Below are 20,465 nucleotides of genomic sequence, written 5' to 3'. Positions count from 1 at the left end.
ATACAAATGTTAAAGAAAGGTTTTATTCGCCATCTTATAAGGGAAAGACTCTTTATCTGAGAGCAATGTAAGGGAATGCGCAAAGCAGATAAAAGAAAGCCGACATTACTGCTGATATCAGGGCAGCCCTCACCCCAAACCCTTAACAGGCATATCAGGGGAAATTATTGGTTGCTACTCTGAAAGATAAAAAGTCTGCTCACAACCGGTAACAGGAGGCAAGAAAATGCTGGCTTATATCACGACAGGAACCAATAACTTTCAGCGCTCCGTTGAATTTTATAACGCTCTGTTCGACGTCCTGGGCTATGAACGGCAGCCTGTCTGGACAGAAGGCTGGGCAATGTGGGGGAAAGGAAATAATCCGGATGAAGGATTCAGCTTCTGCCTCTGTCCTCCCTTTGACGGTCAGCCCGCAACGGCGGGAAACGGAACAATGTTCGCTTTCAGCGCCGATAATGCCGACATTGTCAGACGGTTTCATGCCGCTGGCCTCCTTGCGGGAGGAAAGGATGAAGGCGAGCCAGGAACACGAACCGCGTACGGACCCGATTTCTATGTTGCCTATCTGCGCGATCCTGACGGACATAAGCTGGCATGCGTTTATCAGCACTATTCTCCTGAAGAAGATAAACACGCAGAAAAAAGTCAGCCATATCATAGTCAAAATAACTGGCAGTGACTATCACTCAGCATCAGTAAGCGATGACGATCATTCAAATCTGCCCTTGTGGGAGAGAACAGTTGATAAGGATTGGGTTCATGTTCCAAGAGGCCAGGGTGGATTTACTGCCCTGGCCTTTTGCTGTCAGGCGGCTGATGGTGTTGTGAAAAATCACGCCTGCCGTCAAGCCTCCGCAACAAAATGACAACATTAATAACAAAAAAACATCCTTGTTAAACTTGTGTATAACAAAACTCACCTGTTTCACTAGGCGAAACGGTGTTTTACTGGATAAAATCAATGGAAACAGCAGGGATTCATTTTTATGTCCGCCAGGAAGGCTCAGACACAATCTGAAGTTGATGATTGCACAACAAAAATTACGCAACGTTATTAATTATGTCCTTTTTCAGATAAGGGCGAGCAAAGGAAACGGGTACAGAAAGGAATATCTCTGTGCTCAGGAAGAATCGGGTTAAATTTTAAAAGAGCGCCAGATGAAGTCATCCAGACGATCATTTCTTCGGAAAACATTTTCACTCATTCCCATTGCCGCGGTCGCGGGAACAACAGCAGTCAGCGCGGTCGCATCGGCCAAAGAAAAAGGGGAAACGTTTCATTACGTCCCGGTATTTTTTAATAATGACGAGTGGCGGTTCATTTTAGCGGCTACCGACCTGCTGATCCCTGAGGATGAGTTCGGCCCCGGGGCGGTAAGTGAAGGTATCCCGGTCTACATCGACAGGCAGATGGAACTCCCCTACGGTCATGGCTACCTCTGGTATATGAGCCCCCCTTTTCAGGAGTCGATTCCGGAAATGGGCTACCAGACTAATCTGGTGCCGCGCGATATTTACCGCAGAGGGATCGCCAGCCTGAATAAATATTGCCGTGATAATCTCCAGCATAATTTTGCCGATTTAGCCAGAGACAAACAGGAAGCCATTTTACATGACCTGGATGCCGGCAAATTAAGTCTCGACGCTCTCTCCGGAAAACTCTTTTTCTCTCAGTTATTACAAAACACCAAAGAGGGCTATTTAGCCGATCCCGTGCATGGCGGTAATCAGACCATGGCATCCTGGAAACTGATCGGTTTTCCGGGCGCACGCGCGGATTTTATTCAGGTGATGGAGAATCCGGACAAACCTTATCCCTTAGGCCCGGTCAGTATTTCTGGTAAGTATGGTGCATTAAAATGACAATTAAAAAAGAACCGGTTGATGTAGTCATTGTTGGCTTTGGCTGGGCGGGCTCGCTGATGGCGATGGAACTGGCATCAACGGGATTGAAGATTGTCGCGCTTGAACGGGGTGAGCAACGGGACACTTATCCTGATTTCGCCTATCCGCGCATCGTTGATGAATTAACCTACGGCGTAAGACTTAAACTCTTTCAGAACATCTCAAAAGAGAGTGTCACGGTCAGGCATACCACTAAAGATACGGCTCTGCCCTATCGCCGTATGGGCTCTTTCCTGCCGGGCGATGGTGTCGGCGGAGCGGGCGTTCACTGGAATGGATTATTGTGGCGTCCTCTGGAAGCCGATCTCAGACTGAAAACGGTCGTCACTGAGAAATATGGTGCCAGCTTTATTCCGGGGGATATGACCCTTCAGGATTACCCTTTCACCTACAGTGAAATGGAACCCTATTTCGATAAGTTTGAGCGGATCTGCGGGGCTTCAGGCCAGGCCGGAAATCTTAATGGAGAGCGCATTGACGGCGGTAACCCGTTCGAAGCGCAGCGTGCGAATCCTTTCCCGACCAAACCGCTGCTTTATCAGTACTCCGCCATGCTGTTTGAAAAAACTGCGAGAGAGATGGGATATAACCCCTTCCCCGGCCCGGCGGCGATATGCACCGAAGCCTACACCAACCCCTATGGTGTCGCACTGGGCGTCTGCAACTATTGCGGTTTTTGTGAAAAATTTGGCTGCTACAACTACTCAAAAGCGTCACCGCAAACCACGATTATTCCGGCGCTCAGGCAGTACGACAACTTTGAGCTGCGCTGTAAATCGCATGTGTTACGCGTCAACAAAGACAGTTCGGGCAAACTGGCCACCGGCGTCACCTATATCGATGAAAATGGCCGTGAGGTCGAGCAGCCCGCGTCCGTTGTCATTCTCAGTGCCTTCCAGCTCCATAACGTCCGGCTGCTTTTGCTCTCTAAGATTGGCCAACCCTACAATCCGGAAACCGGCGAAGGCGTGGTTGGAAAGAATTATGCCTATCAGATGCTGGGTGGCGCCAAACTCTTCTTCAATGAAAAGACGTGGTTTAACCACTTTGCCGCTACCGGTGCCTCAGGGGCCTATATAGACAATTACAACAGTGAAAACTTCGATCACGCCGGAGTGGGCTTTATCGGCGGCAGCACCGTCTCTGCCCATGTGACCGGTGGCCGGCCGATTGAACAGACGGTCACGCCGAAGAGCGCCCCCAAATGGGGAACGGGCTGGAAAAAGGCCATCCGGGACAGCTATCTGCATAACATGAGCATTGGCGTCAGCTCCTCCGTCATGCCCTATAAACAGTGTTATCTCGACCTCGATCCGACCTACAAAGATGGTTACGGACTGCCGCTGTTAAGGATGACCTTTGACTGGCAGCAGAATGAACTCAGGATGACCCAGTTCATGGCGGGCAAAACGGAAAATATTGTCAAAGCGATCGGACCTGACGCTTACGATATGGGGTTCAAGTCCCTCTCTGCCCACTACGACGTTCGCCCTTATCAGTCCACTCACACCACAGGCGGCGCCATCATGGGAGACAGCCCGGCGACCAGCGTGGTGAATAAATATCTTCAGTGCTGGGACGTTTCCAACGTTTTCGTGGCCGGCGCAAGCTGCTTCCCGCAAAACCATGCCTATAACCCAACCGGAATCGTCGGCGCGACCACGCTCTTTTCAGCGAACGCCATAAAAACGATCTACCTGAAGAACCCCGGCCCGATGGTTCAGGCTTAAAGGAATAAGACGATGAAGATAACCTGTGTAAAGTTACTGCCCTTATTAACTTTATTGTTAAGCTTCGCCTCTGCTGCGGAAGAGACTGCACCGGATAACATCAGCAAGGGGAAATATATTGCTACAGCGGGCGACTGCGTTGCCTGTCACTCCATTGCGGGCAGGGCGAGCTTTACCGGGGGGCTGAAGATGTCGACGCCAATTGGCGCGATCTATTCAACCAATATCACCCCCGAAAAAGAGACCGGCATCGGTGACTATTCCTACGACGATTTTGCCAAAGCCTTACGAGAGGGTATTGCGAAAGATGGACGTCATCTCTATCCGGCGATGCCCTACACCGCCTATGCCAGAATCAATGATGAGGATATGCATGCGTTATATGACTATATGATGCATGGCGTGAAACCCGTCCACCAGCAGAACATAAAAAGCGACATTCCCTGGCCGCTGAATATGCGCTGGCCTCTGGCCATATGGAACAGCGTTTTTCACGACGATAAGGTTTACGCCCCTGACACCACGAAAAGCGACGCGTGGAACCGGGGTGCCTACCTTGTTCAGGGATTGGGTCACTGTGGCACCTGTCATACCCCGCGCGGCATTGCTTTTCAGGAGAAAGCGCTGGATCAGCAGGGGAAAAGTTATCTGACCGGCGGAACACTGGAAGGCTGGCACGCGCCCGACCTGACGGGAAGTGTTAAGTCGGGGCTGGGCGGCTGGTCGAAGGAGGATATCGCGCTATTCCTGAGAACAGGTCGCACCAACACCTCGGCTGCTTTTGGATCGATGACCGACGTGATTGAGCACAGTACGCAATACTGGAGCCAGTCCGATCTCAATGCGGTCGCAACCTATCTGAAATCAATCGGCTCATCGGTGTCTGAAACGCCTCCTGCACCCCGCAAAGATGCGACAACCGCCGCACTCATCAGAGGCGATGTCAGCATGCCGGGTTCCAGACTCTATATGGATAACTGTTCTGGTTGCCACCGCCTTGATGGCAGGGGGTATGCAAAAACCTTCCCTTCCCTTGCCGGTAACTCTGCGGTCCTGAGTGATGACCCTTCGTCGGTTATCAGCATTGTGCTGCGAGGAGGCAAAATGGCGGTTACAAAGGATGCGGTAACCGGGCTGGCGATGCCAGATTTTGCCTGGCGTCTCAGCGACCAGGAGGTGGCTGACCTGGTGACGTTTGTCCGCAATAGCTGGGGTAATCAGGCACCACCGGTGAAAGCGGAACAGGTCGAAAAACTACGCAAAGAGTTGCCCGAACCGTCAAAGTCCACCCCTGAAAACCGGAATCAGTAAGCAGCAATAAAAAACGTCGCGTCCCCTCCGGGCGCGACGTTTTTGTTTACAGGCACCTGCACTGATCTGCTGCCGTCTGCAACCGACAACGCTCCCGAACAGATTCGCTCCCGGATGATAGCCGGTTCAGCCTCAGCCCGTTTCCGCATCGCTGCCGTGATGATGACCTTTAAGACGCTCGCGCTGCCGTGTTTTTCGGCCTGTCACAACCATCGCCACGATAAATACTGCGGCAAACAGCACCACAATGGTCGGCGCGGGGGCGCTGTCGATGAAGAATGAGAGATAAACCCCGCTCAGCGACACCAGCACGGATATCCCGGTTGCCACCAGCAGGGCATGTGAAAAGCGTCGGGTCAGCAGAATCGCGATCGCGCCGGGCGCAATCAATAGCGAGATCGACAGAATAATCCCCACCGCTTTCAGGGTAGCGACAATGGTCAGCGAGACCATACACAGTAAGCCGTAATGCAGCCAGCGCGCGGGCAGACCGCTTACCTGTGCCTGCTGCGGGTCGAAGCTGAACAGCATAAAATCGCGCCATTTCACCACAATCACCAGCACGATAAGTACGGCGATAATCAGCGTCTGAATGAGGTCCGCTCTGTTAATACCGAGCATGTCCCCGAACAGAATATGGTCGAGATGCACCTCTGGTTTCACCGCGACATAAAGAATCAGCCCCACCGCAAACATGCCTGAGAATACAATTCCCAGCACCGTATCCTGCTTTATACGACTGTTATCCTGCAAAAAGCCGCTGGCGACGGCACAGAACAGCCCCGCCACAAAGGCACCTGCCGCCAGCGGTGCCCCCACCATCCAGGCCAGTACAATGCCGGGAAAGACTGCATGACTCATGGCATCACCCATCAGCGCCCAGCCCTTCAGCACCAGAAACACCGACAGTAAAGCACAGGGTATGGACACCACTAGCGCGATGAGCAGCGCATTGTTCATAAATGCGAACTGAAAAGGTTCAGCTATCCACATCAGCCTGCCTCCTTTTTAGCCTGATGCCGGCCACGACGCCGGTTAGCCAGCAGACCATGTCGCGGTGCAAAGATGAATGCCAGCAGAAAGAGCAGCGTCTGGGCGACCACAATAATGCCGCCCGTCGCGCCATCCAGGTAGTAACTCGCCCATGCGCCGAGGAAACTGGTAAGGCTGCCAATCGCCACTGCAATAACCAGCAGACGCGGGAAGCGGTCGGTCAGCAGCCAGGCCGTCGCACCCGGCGTCACCACCAGACAAATCACCAGAAACGCGCCGACCGTCTGCAGTGCCGCCACGGTTGAGACCGCCAGCAGGATAAAGAAAAGGATTTTCAGCCGTTCAGGCTGCAGACCAATCGCCCGGGCGTGCTGCTCATCAAAGAAGGTCACCATCAGATCCTTCCATTTAACCAGCAGAACCGCGATCGAGATGCCGCCAATCAGCGCCAGCTGCAGGATATCCGCAGGCGCAATGGCCAGAATATTGCCCAGCACAATGGTCTGAATGTTTACCGCTGTCGGGTTGAGCGACACCATAAACAGGCCAAGACCAAAAAAGGAGGAGAAGATCAGACCGATGATCGCATCCTCCTTCAGGCGGGTGCGCTGATTCAGCAACAGCATGCTGCCCGCCGCCAGGCCACCGGAGAGAAACGCCCCCAGTGCGAAAGGCAGGCCCAGCATATAGGCGCCCGCCACGCCAGGGACAATGGAGTGTGACAGCGCATCACCAATCAGTGACCAGCCTTTCAGCATCAGATAACAGGAGAGAAAAGCGCAGAGTCCCCCGACCATGGCGGAGACCCACATCGCATTGAGCATATAGTGGTAACTGAAGGGCTCCAGCAACAGTTCCATGGTCAGCGCCCCTCCTGATGTGCACCGCGCGGCGCAATAAAGGGACGCTCATCGTCGGTGATGATCTGATCATCCAGCCCTTTCACCATAACGTGACGCAGCACGCCGCTGAATGCGCGTTCGAGGTTAGCAGCCGTGAACGTCGTCTCCGTCGGACCGCTGGCCAGAATGGTGCCTTTTACCATCACGGTGTAGTCGCAGAATGCGGTCACCGACCCCAGATTATGCGTGGAAACCAGCATGGTCTTGCCTTCATCGCGCAGTTCGCCCAGCAGGCTGATGATTCTGGCCTCGGTCTGAACATCCACGCCGGTAAAAGGCTCGTCCAGAAGGATCACACTGCCCTGCTGGGCTATGGCACGCGCCAGAAAGACCCGCTTCTTCTGGCCACCGGAAAGTTCACCAATCTGGCGATGCCGGTATTCGAGCATATTCACCCGCGCCAGCGCCTCCGTCACACTCTGCCGGTCGTGCGCTTTGGGGCGACGCAGCAGGCCCATGTGACCGTAACGCCCCATCATCACCACATCCTCTACCAGCACCGGAAAAGACCAGTCCACCTCTTCCGACTGCGGCACATAGGCCACCAGACTCTGACGCAGCGCCTGGCGGGTAGGCATGCCCAGAATCGAGATGCTGCCGCTGGCGAGCCGGACAAATCCCATCAGCGCTTTAAACAGGGTGGATTTCCCCGAGCCATTCACACCCACCAGCGCCGCAATCGATCCACCCGGCACGCTGAAGCTGGCATCCCGCAGCGCGGTATGGCCGTTGCGCCAGGTGACGGTAACATCGGACACCACGATAGCCTCTTTCATTGCGCGGACTCCCCGGCTTTAAGGCCTTTCACCAGCGTCTCCGTCGTCACGCTGAGCAGATCCAGATAGGTTGGCACCGGCCCCTGAGCCTGACTCAGGGAGTCAACGTAAAGCACCCCACCATAATGTGCGCCGGTTTCTCTGGCGACCTGACGGGCAGGCTTGTCGGAGACGGTACTCTCACTGAACACTGCGGGGATGCCCTGCTTCCTGACCTGATCGATCACTTTTCTGACCTGCTGCGGCGTCCCCTGCTGGTCAGAATTGATCGGCCACAGGTAGAGCTCTTTCATCCCCAGATCGCGAGCCAGGTAAGAAAAGGCCCCTTCGCTGGTCACCATCCAGCGTTTGTTCTCCGGGATCCCGGCTATCTGCTGGCGCAGAGGCGCGATCGCAGCACTGATTTTCTGCTTATAGGCGGCGGCATTCTGGCGATAGGTTTCCGCGTTCGCCGGATCATATTTCACCAGCGCATCGCGAATGTTATCGACGTAAATCAGCGCATTGTCCGGTGACATCCAGGCGTGTGGATTCGGTTTACCGTTATAAGGCCCCTCGCCGATCCCGATTGGCGTGATGCCGGCAGAAACAATCACCTCCGGCACCCCCTCCAGGTGCTGATAAAACCGCTCAAACCAGCGCTCCAGATTGAGGCCGTTCGCCATGATGAGCTGTGCGCCCTGCGCGCGTTTTATATCGCCCGGGGTTGGCTGATACTCATGTATCTCAGCTCCCGGTTTAGTGATTGAGGTCACCTCCGCAGCCTCACCCGCCACGTTCTTCGCCATATCCGCGATGACAGTGAACGTCGTCACGACCTTAAATTTTTCTGCAGCATTACTGCTGGTGGCCATCAGTGTTGTCAGCAGCGCACTCAGTAATATTGCGGTGATTTTTTTAAATGGGGCCATACGGCACTCTCCGGAGGTGGTGAAAAACAGAACACAAATAGCCTGAGCTATTTTTTATAGCACAGGCTATACCTGTGCGAAAGCTCACCTGTGTGAAGTTTCTTCAGCGGCGGGTGTCAGATGTGAAGTTATGTAAACACTATGATTAAGATAATGAAACACAATGCTTTATTTCTGCACCCCGGGGTCAGTCAGTGAGAATGACGCGGGCAGAAAACAGGCTGTTTATGCCGTTTCGCTTTAAATGGAGAGCGGGTTAAGCGAATCGGCAAAAATAAGTTGATTCGGAAAAGGCGATTCAGCCGGATATCGCCCGTCATAACACGAGCGTCAGAACGCGTTATCCGTTCAGGAAATGGACAATTAATATTATCTTATCGATAGGCTGAATTGATTAAGTTTCTTAATTTTTTTTGCTACAGTTAAAGTTACTTACCGCAATCACCCAGGAGGATATTGTGTATTTTTCCAGCGATGAAAAAGCAAATGTCATCATTGGCGAAGCTGCAATGAACCTGTTTACTGCCGGTCAGGAAGTCAACGTTGAACTGCTGATAAATGAGCTACAGGTCATGGCTAACTCGGAAGTTAATGAGATTCGCCTTGAAAAACTGAAATGTGCGCGTCAGTGGCTGATGGGCTTTAAAACCATCGGTTCGCGCGGCAATGCCGCGGCAAACTGGCTTTCCCGATCGTTCGGTAAAGAGTCAGCCATTCCCGCCCCGGCGGATGACATCGTCATTAAACACTGAGCATAGTACTTATCTCCCTGCCGACCTGCTTGTACAGGTCGGAGCGTCCGGGGGTGATATCGATACAAAATTCTGGTACAATTTTTACCTCGCCTGACATCCTCGTAACATGCTGTTTTAAAAGCGATAGCATTTTTTGCACAAAAAAATTAACGCCAAAAATTCAAAATTCTGTACAAGTTTTGGAAAGGTGTATAATTTGCATATCCAGAGCGTGGCATTTTTAATCACTCGAGGACATCAACATGCGTCAGAACGGTCAAAGCCCGGAAACGATCAGCGATATTGCCCGTTACTTCAATCAGGCCAGCTCACCTTCCCAACAGGAGACGCTAGGATCGGTTGTGGTTGAAATTCTGCGCGCAGGCCAAAGCCTCAGTCGCAAAGCGATCTGTAGCAAGCTTCTGCGTCGCCTCGAGTTCGCCGCCACACCAGAACAAGAGAATCATTTGCATGAATTGATCGCGATGCTTTTTCGCCGCGAAGATTAATGCCCTACCACGGCCCGCAGAGTAACTCAGGACGTCTGCTTTCAGCCCTTGTTCAGGAAGATTCAGTTTAGTTAAGAAGCCCAGCACTGCCTCCCCGTATCAGGTGCCCGCAATCGCACCTCCTGACGGATACGGGCCCGCAGCATGGCCATTGATTCGTAATCAGAGAAGCCAGTATGTACAGAAGTGAAGACGAGAAACTGACAGATGTCATGATCGGCGAAGCCGTTCTGACATTACTTAAGTCAGACAAACCGGTATCCAGCAATGCCCTGATCGCACAGCTTGAAGTGATGGCCGCTGCTGCCAATGATGATGCCGCGAAGGTTTCGATTATTCGCAAAGCTATCATTGAAGTCCGTAACGGTATGGTTGCAGCACGCAAACGTGTGAAGGGTGACGTTACCGAACGTGAAAATACTGCACATCGTATGAACAGTGACGGGCCGCCTGACGGCTCCAAAAAACACTGATTGAAAAATGTTGCGTATTTGATGTGCGCGGCTGACTTTAAGCGAAGCGGCAGCCACATTAAAAAAATTTTAGGCCGGCTGGGCAAAACGAAAACAGCGTCTACACTCGTTTTTGACTTCAACCATTGCGTCTGACTCCTTTTCTTTAGAGAAAGAATAACCATGCAACACTCTTCAACAGATTCATCCATCATTGAGTATTTCCGTAGTGAAGGCGATCTGCTTGCTCAGGAAACTGAACTGCTGGGCGCAATCATTCGCGACATTGTGGCTGATCAGGGACGCGTAACCAATAAAGCCATCATCCTCTATCTGATTGCAGAGCTGGAATGCACTTCTGACGTAGTCAGGGGTGATGTGTTGCGTAAGACACTGGAAATTGTGGTAGGCCGCACACCTGACGATGCGGGCATCTGACAGGCGCCCTGCGCTGCATCGGTAGCGCAGGGTATCTCATTCTCCCCCTTCACTGATTATTTCTGGCTTTTCATTATTACTCCCTTTGACGGCATGTCAGAGCGGACGACTTTATGAAAATACAATTGATATTAATTATCGTATCGCTTTCGCCTATCCTGTGAAGCCGGTAAGGCAGAATGAATGATTATGAGCGCTGCAAATATAATGATGCAGAGAACAGGTAGCCTGCAATAGAGCCTCTCTCAGGCAAAAGTTACCGCAGCGTGATAATCAGATTTCTAATAACAGGCGAGAACGGTCAGACTGCCCTTTCAGCTTTAACGCTGAATACTTTGCTGGATATTCTCAGGCCAGGTGAAGGTGGCGGGGTCAGAATAGAAATGAGACTGGAGATGGCACCCCTGACTGGTGCCATCAGCCTTAATGCATTTTGCGGGTGAAGAAGCTGATTGCTTCCAGACACAGTGCTTTCAGCCGGCTGTCACGCGTCTCTTCGCTCAGGCGAAACAGCGCGTCCGTGATGTCGTGAAAATTAACCGGCTCTCCCGCCTTGATTAAATCACTGACTACCGCGCCAACCAGTGCACGGATCTCACTATCGTTGTCGTACTTCACACGACCTCCCAACGGTGTATGAATGTACAGTCTATCATTAGCGAGAAGTAAAAAACAAAAAAGCCGTTACAGCGGAAATATAAGCGAAGCGGCAAAGCGTCTATTATTTAGCCAACCCCGGAATCCTCCCGGGCATTATTTCCGGCTAAGATAACAACGGCGTGTTGAATAGCAAAGGCGGCACAAGGGTTATCGCTTTGCTTATATTCAGGCGATAAAGCCCCGGCTGAACAGCTTATTTACACGTTTCCGGCTTATTCATTTCCCTGCCAGCCTGCACCACCTCTCATACTGCAACATAACCCATTCGGGTAATATCATGCAGTATGATAAAACAGACTTTATTCTCCGGCTAACGGGCGGGCACATGGCAAAATTCACCCTGAAACAGATCGCTGCCCAGTCGGGACTGAGTCTGGCAACCATCGATCGCGCGCTGCATCAGCGCGGCAACGTGCATGCCCGCACAGAACATCGCATTCAGCAGGCAATAGCCGACCTGGAACTGATGCACAAAGCGGGACTGGCCAGAGGGCGGACGATCTACTTTGACGTCATCATGCATACCCCTGACCGGTTCCAGCCTTTGATCCGTGAGGCTCTCAGCAGCCAGATCGCCAGCTTTGCCGCGTTTAAACTTCAGCTGCGTTTTCACCTCGGGGCAAATCTCACAACAGAGGAGATTAACGCGCTGCTGAATAAAAATGCGCTTCACAGTCACGGGGTCATTCTTAAAGCCGCCTGCGCTGAAGCGCTCTACCCTACCCTTGAAGCCCTGCTGAAACAGCGTGTGCCGGTGGTCACCATGATGAGCGATCTGCCCGGCAGCGCACGCCTGCGTTACATCGGTATGGATAATTTTGATGCCGGAAAGGTGGCGGCCTTTCTGATGTCAAAATGGCTGCGGGTGACCCGTTCGCACATCCTGGCAGTGACCGGCAGCCATGACTTCATCGGCGAAAGGGAGCGAATCGACGGTTTTCAGCGTGCAATAGCGCAGTTTGCTCCTCAGCATCAGGTGAGCGTGGTCGCTGGCGGATATGGGATTGATGAGCGGATGCATCAGTCGGTGACGCGCTTTTTGCAGCAGCATCCGGATGCAGATGCGGTCTATACCGTGGGCGGCGGGAATCCCGGCATTCTGCGCGCTTTTGCCGGAGAGAAGCGCACGCTGAACGCCTTTATCGGGCACGATCTTGATCGCGAGAACTGTGCGCTACTGCATCAGGGTAAAATCGATGCCCTGATCGAGCATAATTTACAGCTCGATGCGCTGCACGCCTTCAGAACCCTGCTGGCGTTTCATGGATTCCTGCCGGCATCTGAGCCACCCGCGCCCTACTCCAGAATCAACATCATCACCCGTTACAACATGACGGCCTGAAAAGCCTCCTCCCGGATAAAAAATCAGCGCTGAACCGGGGCCGGCTGGGGTGACAGCCTGACGTGGTCAATCAGTGCCCGCAGCTTGGGAGCCAGATTTTTGCGGCTCGGAAAGTAGAGATAGAAACCGGCAAACGTGGGCAGCCATTCGTCGAGTAACGTCACCAGCTCGCCCCGATCGATGTAGGGCCGGAAAGTTTCCTCCATCCCAAAACTGATGCCGCCGCCAGCGCAGGCGGTGCGGATCATCACGCCCATATCATTGGTCGTCAGTTGCGGATTGACGGCAACATCAAACTCGCGCCCCTGCTCAGCAAACTCCCAGCGGTATGGGGCCAGGCCCGGTTCCTTGCGCCAGCCGATGCAGCGATGTTGCACCAGCTCCTGCGGATGTTGCGGCGTCCCTGCACGCGCCAGATAGTGCGGTGACGCCACGGCAACCTGACGCTGAGCAACCGAGACCGGCACCGCAATCATATCCTGAGCAATCACCTCCCCCAGTCGCACCCCCGCATCATAACCCTGCCCGACAATATCAAACTCTTCATCGGTCACGGTGATGTCCAGCTCAACGTGTGGATAGGCGGTGATAAAGCTCGCCAGTAGCTCGCCCCCCAGCATGCGTTCCGCGATGGAGGAGATCGCCAGCCTCAGCTGTCCTCGTGGCTCTGCCGCCAGTTCAGCAATGTCGTTAACGGCGCGATTCAGCGCGCTGATGGCCGGGGCCACCTCGGCATAGAGTCGCTGTCCCGCTTCCGTCAGCTGAACCGACCGCGTCGTGCGCTGCATCAGCGTGATATTGAGCCGGTCTTCCAGCCGCCGCAGACTCTGACTGATGGCCGGACGCGTCACGCCCAGCTGTTCTGCCGCCAGCCGGAAGTTGCGCGTCTGTGCCACAATAACAAAAATTTCGAGCGCATTTTTATCACTGTTCATTGGTTAGTTTCAGTTACCAGTCTGTAAAGCGGTTGGTGGATTATCTTTATAATCGACCCGTCGTAAGATCGCCACTCACAACCTGAGTGGAGAAAAAAGATGACGCAGAAAGTGATTTTAATTACCGGTGCATCAAGCGGTATCGGTGCAGGCATTGCACGCGAACTGGCGAAGAGCGATGCCATTCTGCTGCTGGGTGCACGTCGTGAAAGTCGTCTGGCTGCCCTGGCGGAAGAGCTGCGCTTCAATGGTTCTGAGGTGGCAATCAAAGCACTGGATGTGACACGCCGCGATGACGTCACGCAGTTCGTTGACTATGCGCTGGAGAAATGGGGCCGGGTGGATGTGATGATCAACAACGCGGGTATTATGCCGCTGTCGCCGATGGCGTCGTTGCGGGTGGAAGAGTGGGATCAGATGATCGACGTCAATATCAAAGGCGTGCTGTATGGCATTGCGGCGGTACTGCCGTCCATGCTGGCCCGCCAGTGTGGTCACATCATTAACATCGCATCCATCGGCGCGCTGGCGGTGTCGCCCACCGCGGCAGTCTACTGTGCCACGAAGTTTGCAGTGCGGGCGATTTCCGATGGGTTGCGGCAGGAGAACAGCGAGCTGCGCGTCACCTGCGTTCACCCCGGCGTGGTCGAAAGTGAACTGGCATCAACAATAACCGATCCGGTAGCGGCGGAGGCGATGCAGCAGTATCGCGCCATCGCGCTGCAGCCGGATGCCATTGGTCGCGCCGTGCGTTATGCGATTGAGCAGCCGGAAGAGGTGGATGTGAACGAAATTGTGGTGCGGCCAACCCGAACCCGGCAGTAAGCAACCGGCCCGATGCCTGACGACATCGGGCCGGCGCTTTTTCTGTCAGTAGAGCACCCTGCGGGTACGCTGTACGGTGACGGCGATCGCTGTCAGCGCCACCAGCATCAGGAAAATTCCCAGACCGACCATGGCGGTAAAACCATAGGCTTTGAACAGCAGCAGTCCGGCGATACAGCCGCTTAAGAAGGAGAAGACCGTGGTCAGGTGGGTATGCAGCACCTTCTGGAAAAAGCGACGGTCGTCCGTCTCAAGATGTACAGCATGTGAAGTGTGAGCAAAAATCCAAGAACCCAGCGCAATACCCGCATCGGTCAGCGTCCCGGTAATGTGGGTCGATCTGACACGTCCGTTTGAGAGCTGCGTCGAGGTGGCGTTATGAATCCCCATCAGGAAGCCCAGCACGATCAGGATTTCTCCGTTATAACTGGGCCGATAGTACATCAGCTCGAAGATCGAGGCCGCCGTCAGTGCCAGCCCCTCCGCCAGAATGATCAGACAGAAAATAGTGCGTAACCGGTATTTATGCCCCACCACCACTGCCAGCCGCGCAACGGTACAGCCAAAAACGAAGGCAATAATCAGTGCCATCAGAAACAGCATGGTGTGGAGATCGCTGGTGGTAACTTCGGCAGAGATCTGCGAGGTGTTGCCGCTCATGTGCGAGGGGAAAAACCCAAACGCCCCCAGCGCCATGGCATTAAGGATACCGGCGGTGGTGGCAAGCACCAGCGCCAGCAGTCGATCTTCGGTATGCGAACGCACTTTCTTCTTTTTTATCAGCACAGGCTACCCCACATCAGGTGATTGCAATAAATCCATAAAACTTAAAGCATACAGCCTGATACGAATAATTCCTGTCAGAACCAGATAACTCTGATGAAATAAGCCATTAATTTTGCTGATTTTTATAAAGCAGATTCAGTTTACTTTTAAAAGTGTCAACGACGCGATGAAACACCGGAGCGCATTCTCAGTCTACGATAAACAGCTGCGCGCCAGCTGACGTAAAGGAACGGTGCGGTTCAGTGTCATCTGCCACCTGATAACTGACACCCGGCGTCAGAACGAAACGGCGGCCATCGGCCAGTTCGGTGTGCAGCTCACCCGACAGGCAGAGCAGAATATGGCCTTTGGTGCACCAGTGATCGGCGACATAGCCCGGTGAATAGTCCACCATCCGCACCCGGATATCGTTGAACTTCACGGTTCGCCAGGTCGCATGCCCCTGCTCGCCGGGATGGACCGTCTCTTCAATCTGATCCCACTGCGTCAGACCAAAGGGCAGATTTTCAATTTTCATCTGTTTTCCTTTCTGACGTCAGGCCAGTGCCTGAATGACCGCCTCTTCGGCGTGGATGAGCGTAGTATCGAACAACGGGACGCTGGCATCGGTGGCATCCACCAGCAGGGTGATTTCAGTACAGCCCAGAATAATGGCCTCCGCCCCCTGCCCGACCAGCCGCGCCATGATCTCTCTGTAACGGCGACGCGAAGCGGGATTGATCTCGCCCAGACAGAGCTCGTGGTAAATGACCTCATGTACAAAGTGACGATCCTCTTCATCCGGCGTGATCACCGTCAGATCGAATTGTTCCTGAAGCCGCCCGCGATAGAACGCCTGCTCCATGGTGAATCGTGTCGCCAGTAAACCGACTTTACTTAATCCCGCCTGCCGGATACGGCGTCCCGTGGCGTCGGCGATATGGAGCAGCGGTATCGTTGTTGCCGCACTGATTTGCGCGGCCACTTTATGCATGGTGTTGGTACAGAGTACGATGAATTGCGCACCGGCCCGTTCCAGATTGCGCGCCGCGTTGGCCAGTATCTCACCCGCCTGCTGCCATTCTCCCGCCGCCTGCAGCTGCTCAATGCGCTGAAAATCAACGCTGTAGAGCACCAGCTCTGCCGAGTGCAGGCCGCCCAGCCGTTCTTTAACCTGCTGATTGAGTATGCGGTAATAGAGCGCCGTAGATTCCCACGACATACCGCCTAACAGACCGATGACTTTCACGATGCTCTCCAGATTCAGGGATGAATTCTCAGCATGCCAGATCGGCGGGGTTCAGCAATCATAATCAGCAGGCAGGCATAAATTCAGCTGAACGGCGTGACCCGTGCGCAGACTCTGTGGCAGGATACGCGCCCTGCGTCCTGCCCTATCCGGCAGACTAATTTTCACCCAACGCGTGACTGACATGACAAAAATAAAATTCATTCTTCCCCTCCTGCTGATTCTGGCCGCCGCGGCCTGGTGGCTGATGCCGCATGAGAGTGATGAAGAGACGGCCTATTACATCGCCGTGTTCTGCGCCATCAGTCATCAAGATGAACAGCAGCTGGCGCCGCAGATGCAAAAGGTAATCGAGGGCGGTAATTCTGACTATGCGCTGCAGAAAAACAGTTATAAACCCGCGCTGGGCAGCAGCGTGATCGGTCGCTGGCAGCAGCTGACGCCTGATGCAAAACAGCGCGCCGCAGAAGACAGCGCGGCCTGTCAGGAATTATTAAAGCGCTGATCGCTCTTTCTCGCTAAAGCAACATCTCTGCCGCGGCAGCACCGCGTGCGATATAGCCAATGCGATAGCTCTCCTGCCCGTCTGCTGGTGGCTGAACGCGGGCCGAGATCTCCACGCCCTGCCAGCGGCTGATGTCCCAGGCATTGAAGCCCTCCCTGTCCGGCAGTGCCGCCAGGTCGGAGTGGGGAGCGATCGTCCAGCGCTTCAGCGTCATAAACCGCGCGTCGGTCAGATGCCTGACCACAGAGTGCCCCTCTAACGCCAGCCAGCTTTCGATGATCGGCCAGCCAAAGTCACTGACCAGAGTGGCAAAACCGGGACTTTGCAGGAAGCGCTGCATCGCACTGGCCTCCTGCCAGAAATAGAGCGGTGCATAGCGGTTTTCATGCAGCGTGCCTTCACTCTGACAGCTGTAAAGAAACGCCTTTGCCACCAGCCCCGGAAATCCCTCCAGCCGGGCGCCATTCTGTCTGATGCGCTCTTTGATGATCGCCATGTCATAATCCGCTGGCAGGGTAAACCGGTAGTGCATCGCAATCATCGCGCCTCCTCCTCTGCCAGCATGCGGCCACCGCTAAAGCTCCACTCCTCGGTGCTGTTGAACTGAAGAATGATCATCACATCGTCAGGGTCGATGGCCATCTCCGCCTGAAGCGCCGTGCAGAGCGCGCGATAAAAGCTCTGCTTCTGATGCCGGGTGCGTGGCCTGCCCGCCAACACCTGAAACAGCACAAACCTGTCACTCCGTCCACCGCTCAGGTAGTGCCGGTCAAAGACCCGCTGACTGGCCGGCAGCCTTTCTGTCACCTGAAAGCAGTCACGTTCAGGCACATCAAATTCTGCAACCAGCGCCTGCTGAAGGAGGATGGAGAGTTGCGTCAGCGCGGTGTCGCTGTAACTCTCACCTAAGGTAATCCGGGTAAATGGCATCAGGCATTCTCCTCCAGATAGCTCAGGGCGGTAACCGCGGCGGGCCAGCCGGCATAAAAGGCCAGATGGGTGAAGCTCTCAATCAGTTCTTCCTGCGACAGCCCGTTTTGCCGGGCGAAATCGAGGTGCCAGGGCAACTGCTGCACACGTCCCAGCGCTGTCAGCGTGGCCAGCGTCAGCAGGCTGCGCTCTCGCGGAGACAGCACGCCGCGCTGCCAGATATCCCCAAACAGCACCTGCTGCGTCAGTTCAGCCAGTTTTGGCGCGCGCTGCGCCAGGGTTTCCCGATCCAGTGAATTTTTCATTGCGCTCTCCTGTGTTGTCAGCGAGAGTGTCGCCTGAGGATATCATCCTGAAAATCAAATTAATCCGCACTTACCATCCACATTAACAGGACAGTCATGAATAAAGTGCCCGAGTGTCTCGATATGGATGCGCTGCGCAGTTTCGTGGCGGGCATTGACGCAGGCAGTTTTGCTTCCGCGGCGCAGCACCTGTGCCGGTCGACGTCCGCTATCAGCGCACAGCTTAAAAAACTGGAGCAGCAATGCGGAACAGCACTGGTGATGAAAAAAGGGCGACACCTGCAGCTGACCCGCAGCGGTGAGCAGCTGATGAGCTACGCCAGACGCCTGCTGTCACTGAATGATGAAACCTTGCGGGCCGTGCGAGGCGAAGCATTGCAGGGTGAAATACGCATCGGTATGCAGGAGGATTTTGGCGAGGCGCTGATGCCTGCGATTCTGGGCGCCTTTAACCGGCAGCACCCGGAGGTGATGCTGACCGCCCGCGTCGACAGAAATCTGCCACTGCTTACGGCGCTGGCACGTCATGAACTGGATCTTGCCCTGCTCTGGCAGGCGGAACCGCAGGCTGGCACGCCGCTGATCGGTCAGTGTCCGTTAGCCTGGATTTACCATCCGGACATTGACCTGGCGGGCATGTTACAGCGCGGCGAGCCTTTGCCGCTGGTGGTGTTTGATGCGCCGTGTGTGATGCGTTCGCGTGCCATCGACGCGCTGGACGCAGCCGCTATTCCGTGGCGGGTGGTGTTTACCAGTCACAGTCTTAGCGGGATCTGGGCAGCGTTGCAGGCCGGTCTCGGCGTAACGCTCCGCACCCGCGCCGGTATGCCCGACAGGCTGGTGACGGAATCACAGCGGCTGCCCCCGCCTGGCACGCTGGGCATCGCGCTCGCCCGCGCAGATCGGGGCGAAGATCCGGCGCGCACGCTGCTGCAGCAGCTGATCGCTGAAGCTGCTCTGCCGTTTGTTCAGCGCTGACCCGCCGTCAGAATGCCCGCGTAATCAGGGAAGCACAGTACTCCGCAGAGACGTCACGATCGCCGAACAGAATATGGTACATGACGGGCGCCACCACCACATCCATGACGCGATCGATGTCAAAGCCCGCTTCGCCCCGCGCGACAGCACGGTTGTGCAGGGTTTCAAGATGCTGATAGGTAAACCCGCAACATTTCTGGCTGGCCTCCTCCGCATGACTGTTCATCACGTCGGCCAGCATGTCGCGGCCGACTTTTGACGACATCTCTTCCGCATACTGCTGGATAAACAGGGTAAGATCGCCGGTCATCGACCCGGTATCTTCCGGTTCAGCAATGGGCCGCATCCGCGCCACTGCCACGTCGGCCAGCAGCTGCGTCAGATCGCCCCAGCGCCGGTAAATCGTAGAGGGCGTCACGCCTGCCTGTTCGGCTATCATCGGCACCGTAATCGCGGAGCGGTCAAGCGTCTCAAGCAGCCGGTTCACGGTGTTGTGCACTTCCGCCTGGATACGCGCACTGCGCCCGCCCTGTCGGACCATCTCCCTCGCCATCTTTTCCTCCTGTCTCATCAGCTTCAGATGTAAAATTAAAGCAACGAAATTGCATTAACGGATTGTCGCAGTGTACCGCATCTGAAATTTTACAGGCGTTAAAGCGTGCTACCGGGAGAGGAAGGCGCGTTGCCTGCTCTGAGCCAGTCGCTGCGGGTCAGGGTAAACATCAGGCTCGGCGAGAAGCCCTCCAGATCGTTGACCTTTTTCAGGAAGGTTAATCCGGCCTTCTCCAGCACCCGTCGCGAAGCGAGATGATTTTCGCGCACCACACCCGTAATGACGCTGAGTTCAGCTTCTTCAAAGCCATAACGTATGGCCCGGCGGGAGAGTTCGGTGGCATAACCTTTTCCCCAGGCGGCTGGCTCAAAACGATAGCCGAGATTATTGGTCTGACGGCCATCGAACTGGCTTCTGAAGACGCCGCCAAAGCCGATAATTTTTTCCGGGTTCGCTTTTTCAAATATCGTCCAGTCGCCAAACCCCTGTTCCCGGTACCCCTGCAGGGTGCGCGCCATGGACTGCAGAGCATACGATCTGTCGGGCCACGGGCCGCGCGGATTAAATCTGTGTGTTTCAGGGTCGCTGTAGATTCTGAAGAGGTCGTCAATATCTTCCTGGCGGGTAAATCTGTAGAGCAACCGCTCTGATTCCCAATACATTTTCTGCTCCTTGTGGGGACGGAATACGCCGCGGCTTACTTTTATATCAGCAATGTCTTTGGTAACCAACACCGCGCAGGTCAGCCTCCTCT

The 20,465-nt window shown here is 54.5% G+C and carries 26 protein-coding genes; 12 read left to right on the top strand and 14 right to left on the bottom strand.

Features of this window, described 5'->3' with window-relative positions; translation table 11 throughout:
- Positions 1 to 226 precede the first annotated feature (226 nt).
- From HFD92_RS06360 to HFD92_RS06345, 4 genes are all read left to right on the top strand, one after another.
- Positions 227 to 682: a VOC family protein gene (locus HFD92_RS06360; protein WP_167428530.1), complete on the top strand. Its 456-nt coding sequence runs from the start codon at positions 227 to 229 to the stop codon at positions 680 to 682.
- A 479-nt stretch (positions 683 to 1,161) separates the two neighbouring features.
- Positions 1,162 to 1,866, top strand: a complete 705-nt coding sequence (locus tag HFD92_RS06355; protein WP_167428529.1) for a gluconate 2-dehydrogenase subunit 3 family protein — start codon at positions 1,162 to 1,164, stop codon at positions 1,864 to 1,866.
- The gene (locus HFD92_RS06350) at positions 1,863 to 3,638 is read left to right on the top strand and encodes a GMC family oxidoreductase (RefSeq protein WP_167428528.1); all 1,776 of its coding nucleotides are present in this window, start codon (positions 1,863 to 1,865) and stop codon (positions 3,636 to 3,638) included. Before HFD92_RS06355 ends, HFD92_RS06350 begins: the two co-directional genes overlap by 4 nt.
- 12 nt (positions 3,639 to 3,650) lie before the next feature.
- A complete protein-coding gene (locus HFD92_RS06345) occupies positions 3,651 to 4,949 on the top strand; it encodes a cytochrome c (RefSeq protein ID WP_167428527.1) in 1,299 nt (432 codons plus the stop codon).
- Positions 4,950 to 5,081: 132 nt separating this feature from the next.
- On the opposite strand, the gene HFD92_RS06340 is transcribed toward HFD92_RS06345, so the two are convergent.
- Genes HFD92_RS06340 through HFD92_RS06325 form a run of 4 tightly spaced genes read right to left on the bottom strand, consistent with a single transcriptional unit; the run spans position 5,082 to position 8,531 of the window.
- Positions 5,082 to 5,942, bottom strand: coding sequence for a metal ABC transporter permease (locus HFD92_RS06340; RefSeq protein ID WP_167428526.1), 861 nt, complete (start codon positions 5,940 to 5,942; stop codon positions 5,082 to 5,084).
- Complete coding sequence (sitC, locus tag HFD92_RS06335; protein ID WP_046102811.1) at positions 5,942 to 6,802, bottom strand: iron/manganese ABC transporter permease subunit SitC; 861 nt, start codon at positions 6,800 to 6,802, stop codon at positions 5,942 to 5,944. The genes HFD92_RS06340 and sitC overlap by 1 nt, the downstream gene beginning before the upstream one ends.
- 2 nt (positions 6,803 to 6,804) lie before the next feature.
- Positions 6,805 to 7,620 (bottom strand): manganese/iron ABC transporter ATP-binding protein, encoded by an 816-nt coding sequence (locus tag HFD92_RS06330; protein ID WP_167428525.1) that lies wholly within the window; start codon positions 7,618 to 7,620, stop codon positions 6,805 to 6,807.
- Positions 7,617 to 8,531 carry a metal ABC transporter substrate-binding protein gene (locus HFD92_RS06325; protein ID WP_167428524.1) on the bottom strand — a complete coding sequence of 305 codons (915 nt, stop codon included), beginning with the start codon at positions 8,529 to 8,531 and terminating at the stop codon, positions 7,617 to 7,619. Before HFD92_RS06325 ends, HFD92_RS06330 begins: the two co-directional genes overlap by 4 nt.
- Positions 8,532 to 8,989: 458 nt before the next feature.
- Between HFD92_RS06325 and HFD92_RS06320 the strand changes: the two genes are divergently transcribed.
- From HFD92_RS06320 to HFD92_RS06305, 4 genes are all read left to right on the top strand, one after another.
- Positions 8,990 to 9,283: a hypothetical protein gene (locus HFD92_RS06320; RefSeq protein ID WP_111207231.1), complete on the top strand. Its 294-nt coding sequence runs from the start codon at positions 8,990 to 8,992 to the stop codon at positions 9,281 to 9,283.
- A gap of 245 nt (positions 9,284 to 9,528) precedes the next feature.
- Entirely contained in the window at positions 9,529 to 9,774 is a 246-nt protein-coding gene (gene ycgZ / locus HFD92_RS06315) for a regulatory protein YcgZ (RefSeq protein WP_009092772.1), read from the top strand.
- A gap of 176 nt (positions 9,775 to 9,950) precedes the next feature.
- A complete protein-coding gene (locus HFD92_RS06310; protein WP_009092771.1) occupies positions 9,951 to 10,247 on the top strand; it encodes a hypothetical protein in 297 nt (98 codons plus the stop codon).
- Positions 10,248 to 10,409: 162 nt separating this feature from the next.
- A complete protein-coding gene (locus HFD92_RS06305; RefSeq protein ID WP_009092770.1) occupies positions 10,410 to 10,664 on the top strand; it encodes a biofilm/acid-resistance regulator YmgB/AriR in 255 nt (84 codons plus the stop codon).
- 423 nt (positions 10,665 to 11,087) lie between these two features.
- On the opposite strand, the gene HFD92_RS06300 is transcribed toward HFD92_RS06305, so the two are convergent.
- Positions 11,088 to 11,282 (bottom strand): hypothetical protein, encoded by a 195-nt coding sequence (locus HFD92_RS06300; protein ID WP_009092769.1) that lies wholly within the window; start codon positions 11,280 to 11,282, stop codon positions 11,088 to 11,090.
- A 367-nt stretch (positions 11,283 to 11,649) separates the two neighbouring features.
- On the opposite strand from HFD92_RS06300, the gene HFD92_RS06295 reads away from it, so the two are divergent.
- A complete protein-coding gene (locus HFD92_RS06295) occupies positions 11,650 to 12,666 on the top strand; it encodes a substrate-binding domain-containing protein (protein WP_167428523.1) in 1,017 nt (338 codons plus the stop codon).
- 23 nt (positions 12,667 to 12,689) lie between these two features.
- Here HFD92_RS06295 and HFD92_RS06290 read toward each other — a convergent pair whose 3' ends face one another.
- Positions 12,690 to 13,601 carry a LysR family transcriptional regulator gene (locus tag HFD92_RS06290; protein WP_167428522.1) on the bottom strand — a complete coding sequence of 304 codons (912 nt, stop codon included), beginning with the start codon at positions 13,599 to 13,601 and terminating at the stop codon, positions 12,690 to 12,692.
- Between the two features lie 99 nt (positions 13,602 to 13,700).
- On the opposite strand from HFD92_RS06290, the gene HFD92_RS06285 reads away from it, so the two are divergent.
- A complete protein-coding gene (locus HFD92_RS06285) occupies positions 13,701 to 14,426 on the top strand; it encodes an SDR family oxidoreductase (RefSeq protein WP_046102819.1) in 726 nt (241 codons plus the stop codon).
- Positions 14,427 to 14,471: 45 nt separating this feature from the next.
- On the opposite strand, the gene HFD92_RS06280 is transcribed toward HFD92_RS06285, so the two are convergent.
- The 3 genes from HFD92_RS06280 to HFD92_RS06270 all read right to left on the bottom strand — a co-directional run bounded on the left by HFD92_RS06280 (position 14,472) and on the right by HFD92_RS06270 (position 16,440).
- Positions 14,472 to 15,212 carry a YoaK family protein gene (locus tag HFD92_RS06280; RefSeq protein ID WP_167428521.1) on the bottom strand — a complete coding sequence of 247 codons (741 nt, stop codon included), beginning with the start codon at positions 15,210 to 15,212 and terminating at the stop codon, positions 14,472 to 14,474.
- A 187-nt stretch (positions 15,213 to 15,399) separates the two neighbouring features.
- The gene (locus tag HFD92_RS06275; protein WP_167428520.1) at positions 15,400 to 15,729 is read right to left on the bottom strand and encodes a DHCW motif cupin fold protein; all 330 of its coding nucleotides are present in this window, start codon (positions 15,727 to 15,729) and stop codon (positions 15,400 to 15,402) included.
- A gap of 18 nt (positions 15,730 to 15,747) precedes the next feature.
- Entirely contained in the window at positions 15,748 to 16,440 is a 693-nt protein-coding gene (locus HFD92_RS06270; protein ID WP_111207228.1) for an aspartate/glutamate racemase family protein, read from the bottom strand.
- A gap of 184 nt (positions 16,441 to 16,624) precedes the next feature.
- Between HFD92_RS06270 and HFD92_RS06265 the strand changes: the two genes are divergently transcribed.
- Positions 16,625 to 16,945 (top strand): hypothetical protein, encoded by a 321-nt coding sequence (locus HFD92_RS06265; protein WP_167428519.1) that lies wholly within the window; start codon positions 16,625 to 16,627, stop codon positions 16,943 to 16,945.
- Between the two features lie 13 nt (positions 16,946 to 16,958).
- Here HFD92_RS06265 and HFD92_RS06260 read toward each other — a convergent pair whose 3' ends face one another.
- The 3 genes from HFD92_RS06260 to HFD92_RS06250 are packed head-to-tail and all read right to left on the bottom strand — an operon-like array spanning position 16,959 to position 18,180.
- Positions 16,959 to 17,486 carry a DUF4865 family protein gene (locus HFD92_RS06260; RefSeq protein ID WP_167428518.1) on the bottom strand — a complete coding sequence of 176 codons (528 nt, stop codon included), beginning with the start codon at positions 17,484 to 17,486 and terminating at the stop codon, positions 16,959 to 16,961.
- The gene (locus HFD92_RS06255; RefSeq protein ID WP_046102825.1) at positions 17,483 to 17,875 is read right to left on the bottom strand and encodes a tautomerase family protein; all 393 of its coding nucleotides are present in this window, start codon (positions 17,873 to 17,875) and stop codon (positions 17,483 to 17,485) included. The genes HFD92_RS06260 and HFD92_RS06255 overlap by 4 nt, the downstream gene beginning before the upstream one ends.
- On the bottom strand, positions 17,875 to 18,180 hold the full coding sequence (locus HFD92_RS06250) for a carboxymuconolactone decarboxylase family protein (RefSeq protein ID WP_046102826.1): 306 nt from the start codon (positions 18,178 to 18,180) through the stop codon (positions 17,875 to 17,877). The genes HFD92_RS06255 and HFD92_RS06250 overlap by 1 nt, the downstream gene beginning before the upstream one ends.
- 96 nt (positions 18,181 to 18,276) lie before the next feature.
- Here HFD92_RS06250 and HFD92_RS06245 point away from each other — a divergent pair, with 96 nt between their 5' ends.
- Positions 18,277 to 19,158 carry a LysR substrate-binding domain-containing protein gene (locus HFD92_RS06245; RefSeq protein WP_009092757.1) on the top strand — a complete coding sequence of 294 codons (882 nt, stop codon included), beginning with the start codon at positions 18,277 to 18,279 and terminating at the stop codon, positions 19,156 to 19,158.
- Positions 19,159 to 19,165: 7 nt separating this feature from the next.
- On the opposite strand, the gene HFD92_RS06240 is transcribed toward HFD92_RS06245, so the two are convergent.
- Together HFD92_RS06240 and HFD92_RS06235 are read right to left on the bottom strand one after the other, a co-directional pair.
- On the bottom strand, positions 19,166 to 19,711 hold the full coding sequence (locus tag HFD92_RS06240; protein WP_009092756.1) for a TetR/AcrR family transcriptional regulator: 546 nt from the start codon (positions 19,709 to 19,711) through the stop codon (positions 19,166 to 19,168).
- A gap of 98 nt (positions 19,712 to 19,809) precedes the next feature.
- Positions 19,810 to 20,373, bottom strand: a complete 564-nt coding sequence (locus tag HFD92_RS06235; protein WP_167428517.1) for a GNAT family N-acetyltransferase — start codon at positions 20,371 to 20,373, stop codon at positions 19,810 to 19,812.
- Between the last annotated feature and the right edge of the window lie 92 nt (positions 20,374 to 20,465).

It is taken from the genome of Pantoea sp. EKM101V, assembly GCF_011800325.1.
In the GTDB taxonomy this organism is placed as follows: Bacteria; Pseudomonadota; Gammaproteobacteria; order Enterobacterales; family Enterobacteriaceae; genus Pantoea; species Pantoea anthophila.
The sequence above is the reverse complement of the archived record's forward strand: the minus strand, read 5'-3'. Positions and strand labels throughout refer to the sequence as shown.

What these genes read in the sequence shown, in the direction of transcription:
- HFD92_RS06360 (WP_167428530.1), top strand. Translation starts at nt 227, where the DNA reads ATGCTGGCTTATATCACGACAGGAACCAATAACTTTCAGCGCTCCGTT.
- HFD92_RS06355 (WP_167428529.1), top strand. Translation starts at nt 1,162, where the DNA reads ATGAAGTCATCCAGACGATCATTTCTTCGGAAAACATTTTCACTCATT.
- HFD92_RS06350 (WP_167428528.1), top strand. Translation starts at nt 1,863, where the DNA reads ATGACAATTAAAAAAGAACCGGTTGATGTAGTCATTGTTGGCTTTGGC.
- HFD92_RS06345 (WP_167428527.1), top strand. Translation starts at nt 3,651, where the DNA reads ATGAAGATAACCTGTGTAAAGTTACTGCCCTTATTAACTTTATTGTTA.
- HFD92_RS06340 (WP_167428526.1), bottom strand. Translation starts at nt 5,942, where the DNA reads ATGTGGATAGCTGAACCTTTTCAGTTCGCATTTATGAACAATGCGCTG.
- sitC (WP_046102811.1), bottom strand. Translation starts at nt 6,802, where the DNA reads ATGGAACTGTTGCTGGAGCCCTTCAGTTACCACTATATGCTCAATGCG.
- HFD92_RS06330 (WP_167428525.1), bottom strand. Translation starts at nt 7,620, where the DNA reads ATGAAAGAGGCTATCGTGGTGTCCGATGTTACCGTCACCTGGCGCAAC.
- HFD92_RS06325 (WP_167428524.1), bottom strand. Translation starts at nt 8,531, where the DNA reads ATGGCCCCATTTAAAAAAATCACCGCAATATTACTGAGTGCGCTGCTG.
- ycgZ (WP_009092772.1), top strand. Translation starts at nt 9,529, where the DNA reads ATGCGTCAGAACGGTCAAAGCCCGGAAACGATCAGCGATATTGCCCGT.
- HFD92_RS06310 (WP_009092771.1), top strand. Translation starts at nt 9,951, where the DNA reads ATGTACAGAAGTGAAGACGAGAAACTGACAGATGTCATGATCGGCGAA.
- HFD92_RS06305 (WP_009092770.1), top strand. Translation starts at nt 10,410, where the DNA reads ATGCAACACTCTTCAACAGATTCATCCATCATTGAGTATTTCCGTAGT.
- HFD92_RS06295 (WP_167428523.1), top strand. Translation starts at nt 11,650, where the DNA reads ATGGCAAAATTCACCCTGAAACAGATCGCTGCCCAGTCGGGACTGAGT.
- HFD92_RS06290 (WP_167428522.1), bottom strand. Translation starts at nt 13,601, where the DNA reads ATGAACAGTGATAAAAATGCGCTCGAAATTTTTGTTATTGTGGCACAG.
- HFD92_RS06285 (WP_046102819.1), top strand. Translation starts at nt 13,701, where the DNA reads ATGACGCAGAAAGTGATTTTAATTACCGGTGCATCAAGCGGTATCGGT.
- HFD92_RS06275 (WP_167428520.1), bottom strand. Translation starts at nt 15,729, where the DNA reads ATGAAAATTGAAAATCTGCCCTTTGGTCTGACGCAGTGGGATCAGATT.
- HFD92_RS06265 (WP_167428519.1), top strand. Translation starts at nt 16,625, where the DNA reads ATGACAAAAATAAAATTCATTCTTCCCCTCCTGCTGATTCTGGCCGCC.
- HFD92_RS06260 (WP_167428518.1), bottom strand. Translation starts at nt 17,486, where the DNA reads ATGATTGCGATGCACTACCGGTTTACCCTGCCAGCGGATTATGACATG.
- HFD92_RS06255 (WP_046102825.1), bottom strand. Translation starts at nt 17,875, where the DNA reads ATGCCATTTACCCGGATTACCTTAGGTGAGAGTTACAGCGACACCGCG.
- HFD92_RS06250 (WP_046102826.1), bottom strand. Translation starts at nt 18,180, where the DNA reads ATGAAAAATTCACTGGATCGGGAAACCCTGGCGCAGCGCGCGCCAAAA.
- HFD92_RS06245 (WP_009092757.1), top strand. Translation starts at nt 18,277, where the DNA reads ATGAATAAAGTGCCCGAGTGTCTCGATATGGATGCGCTGCGCAGTTTC.
- HFD92_RS06240 (WP_009092756.1), bottom strand. Translation starts at nt 19,711, where the DNA reads ATGGCGAGGGAGATGGTCCGACAGGGCGGGCGCAGTGCGCGTATCCAG.
- HFD92_RS06235 (WP_167428517.1), bottom strand. Translation starts at nt 20,373, where the DNA reads ATGTATTGGGAATCAGAGCGGTTGCTCTACAGATTTACCCGCCAGGAA.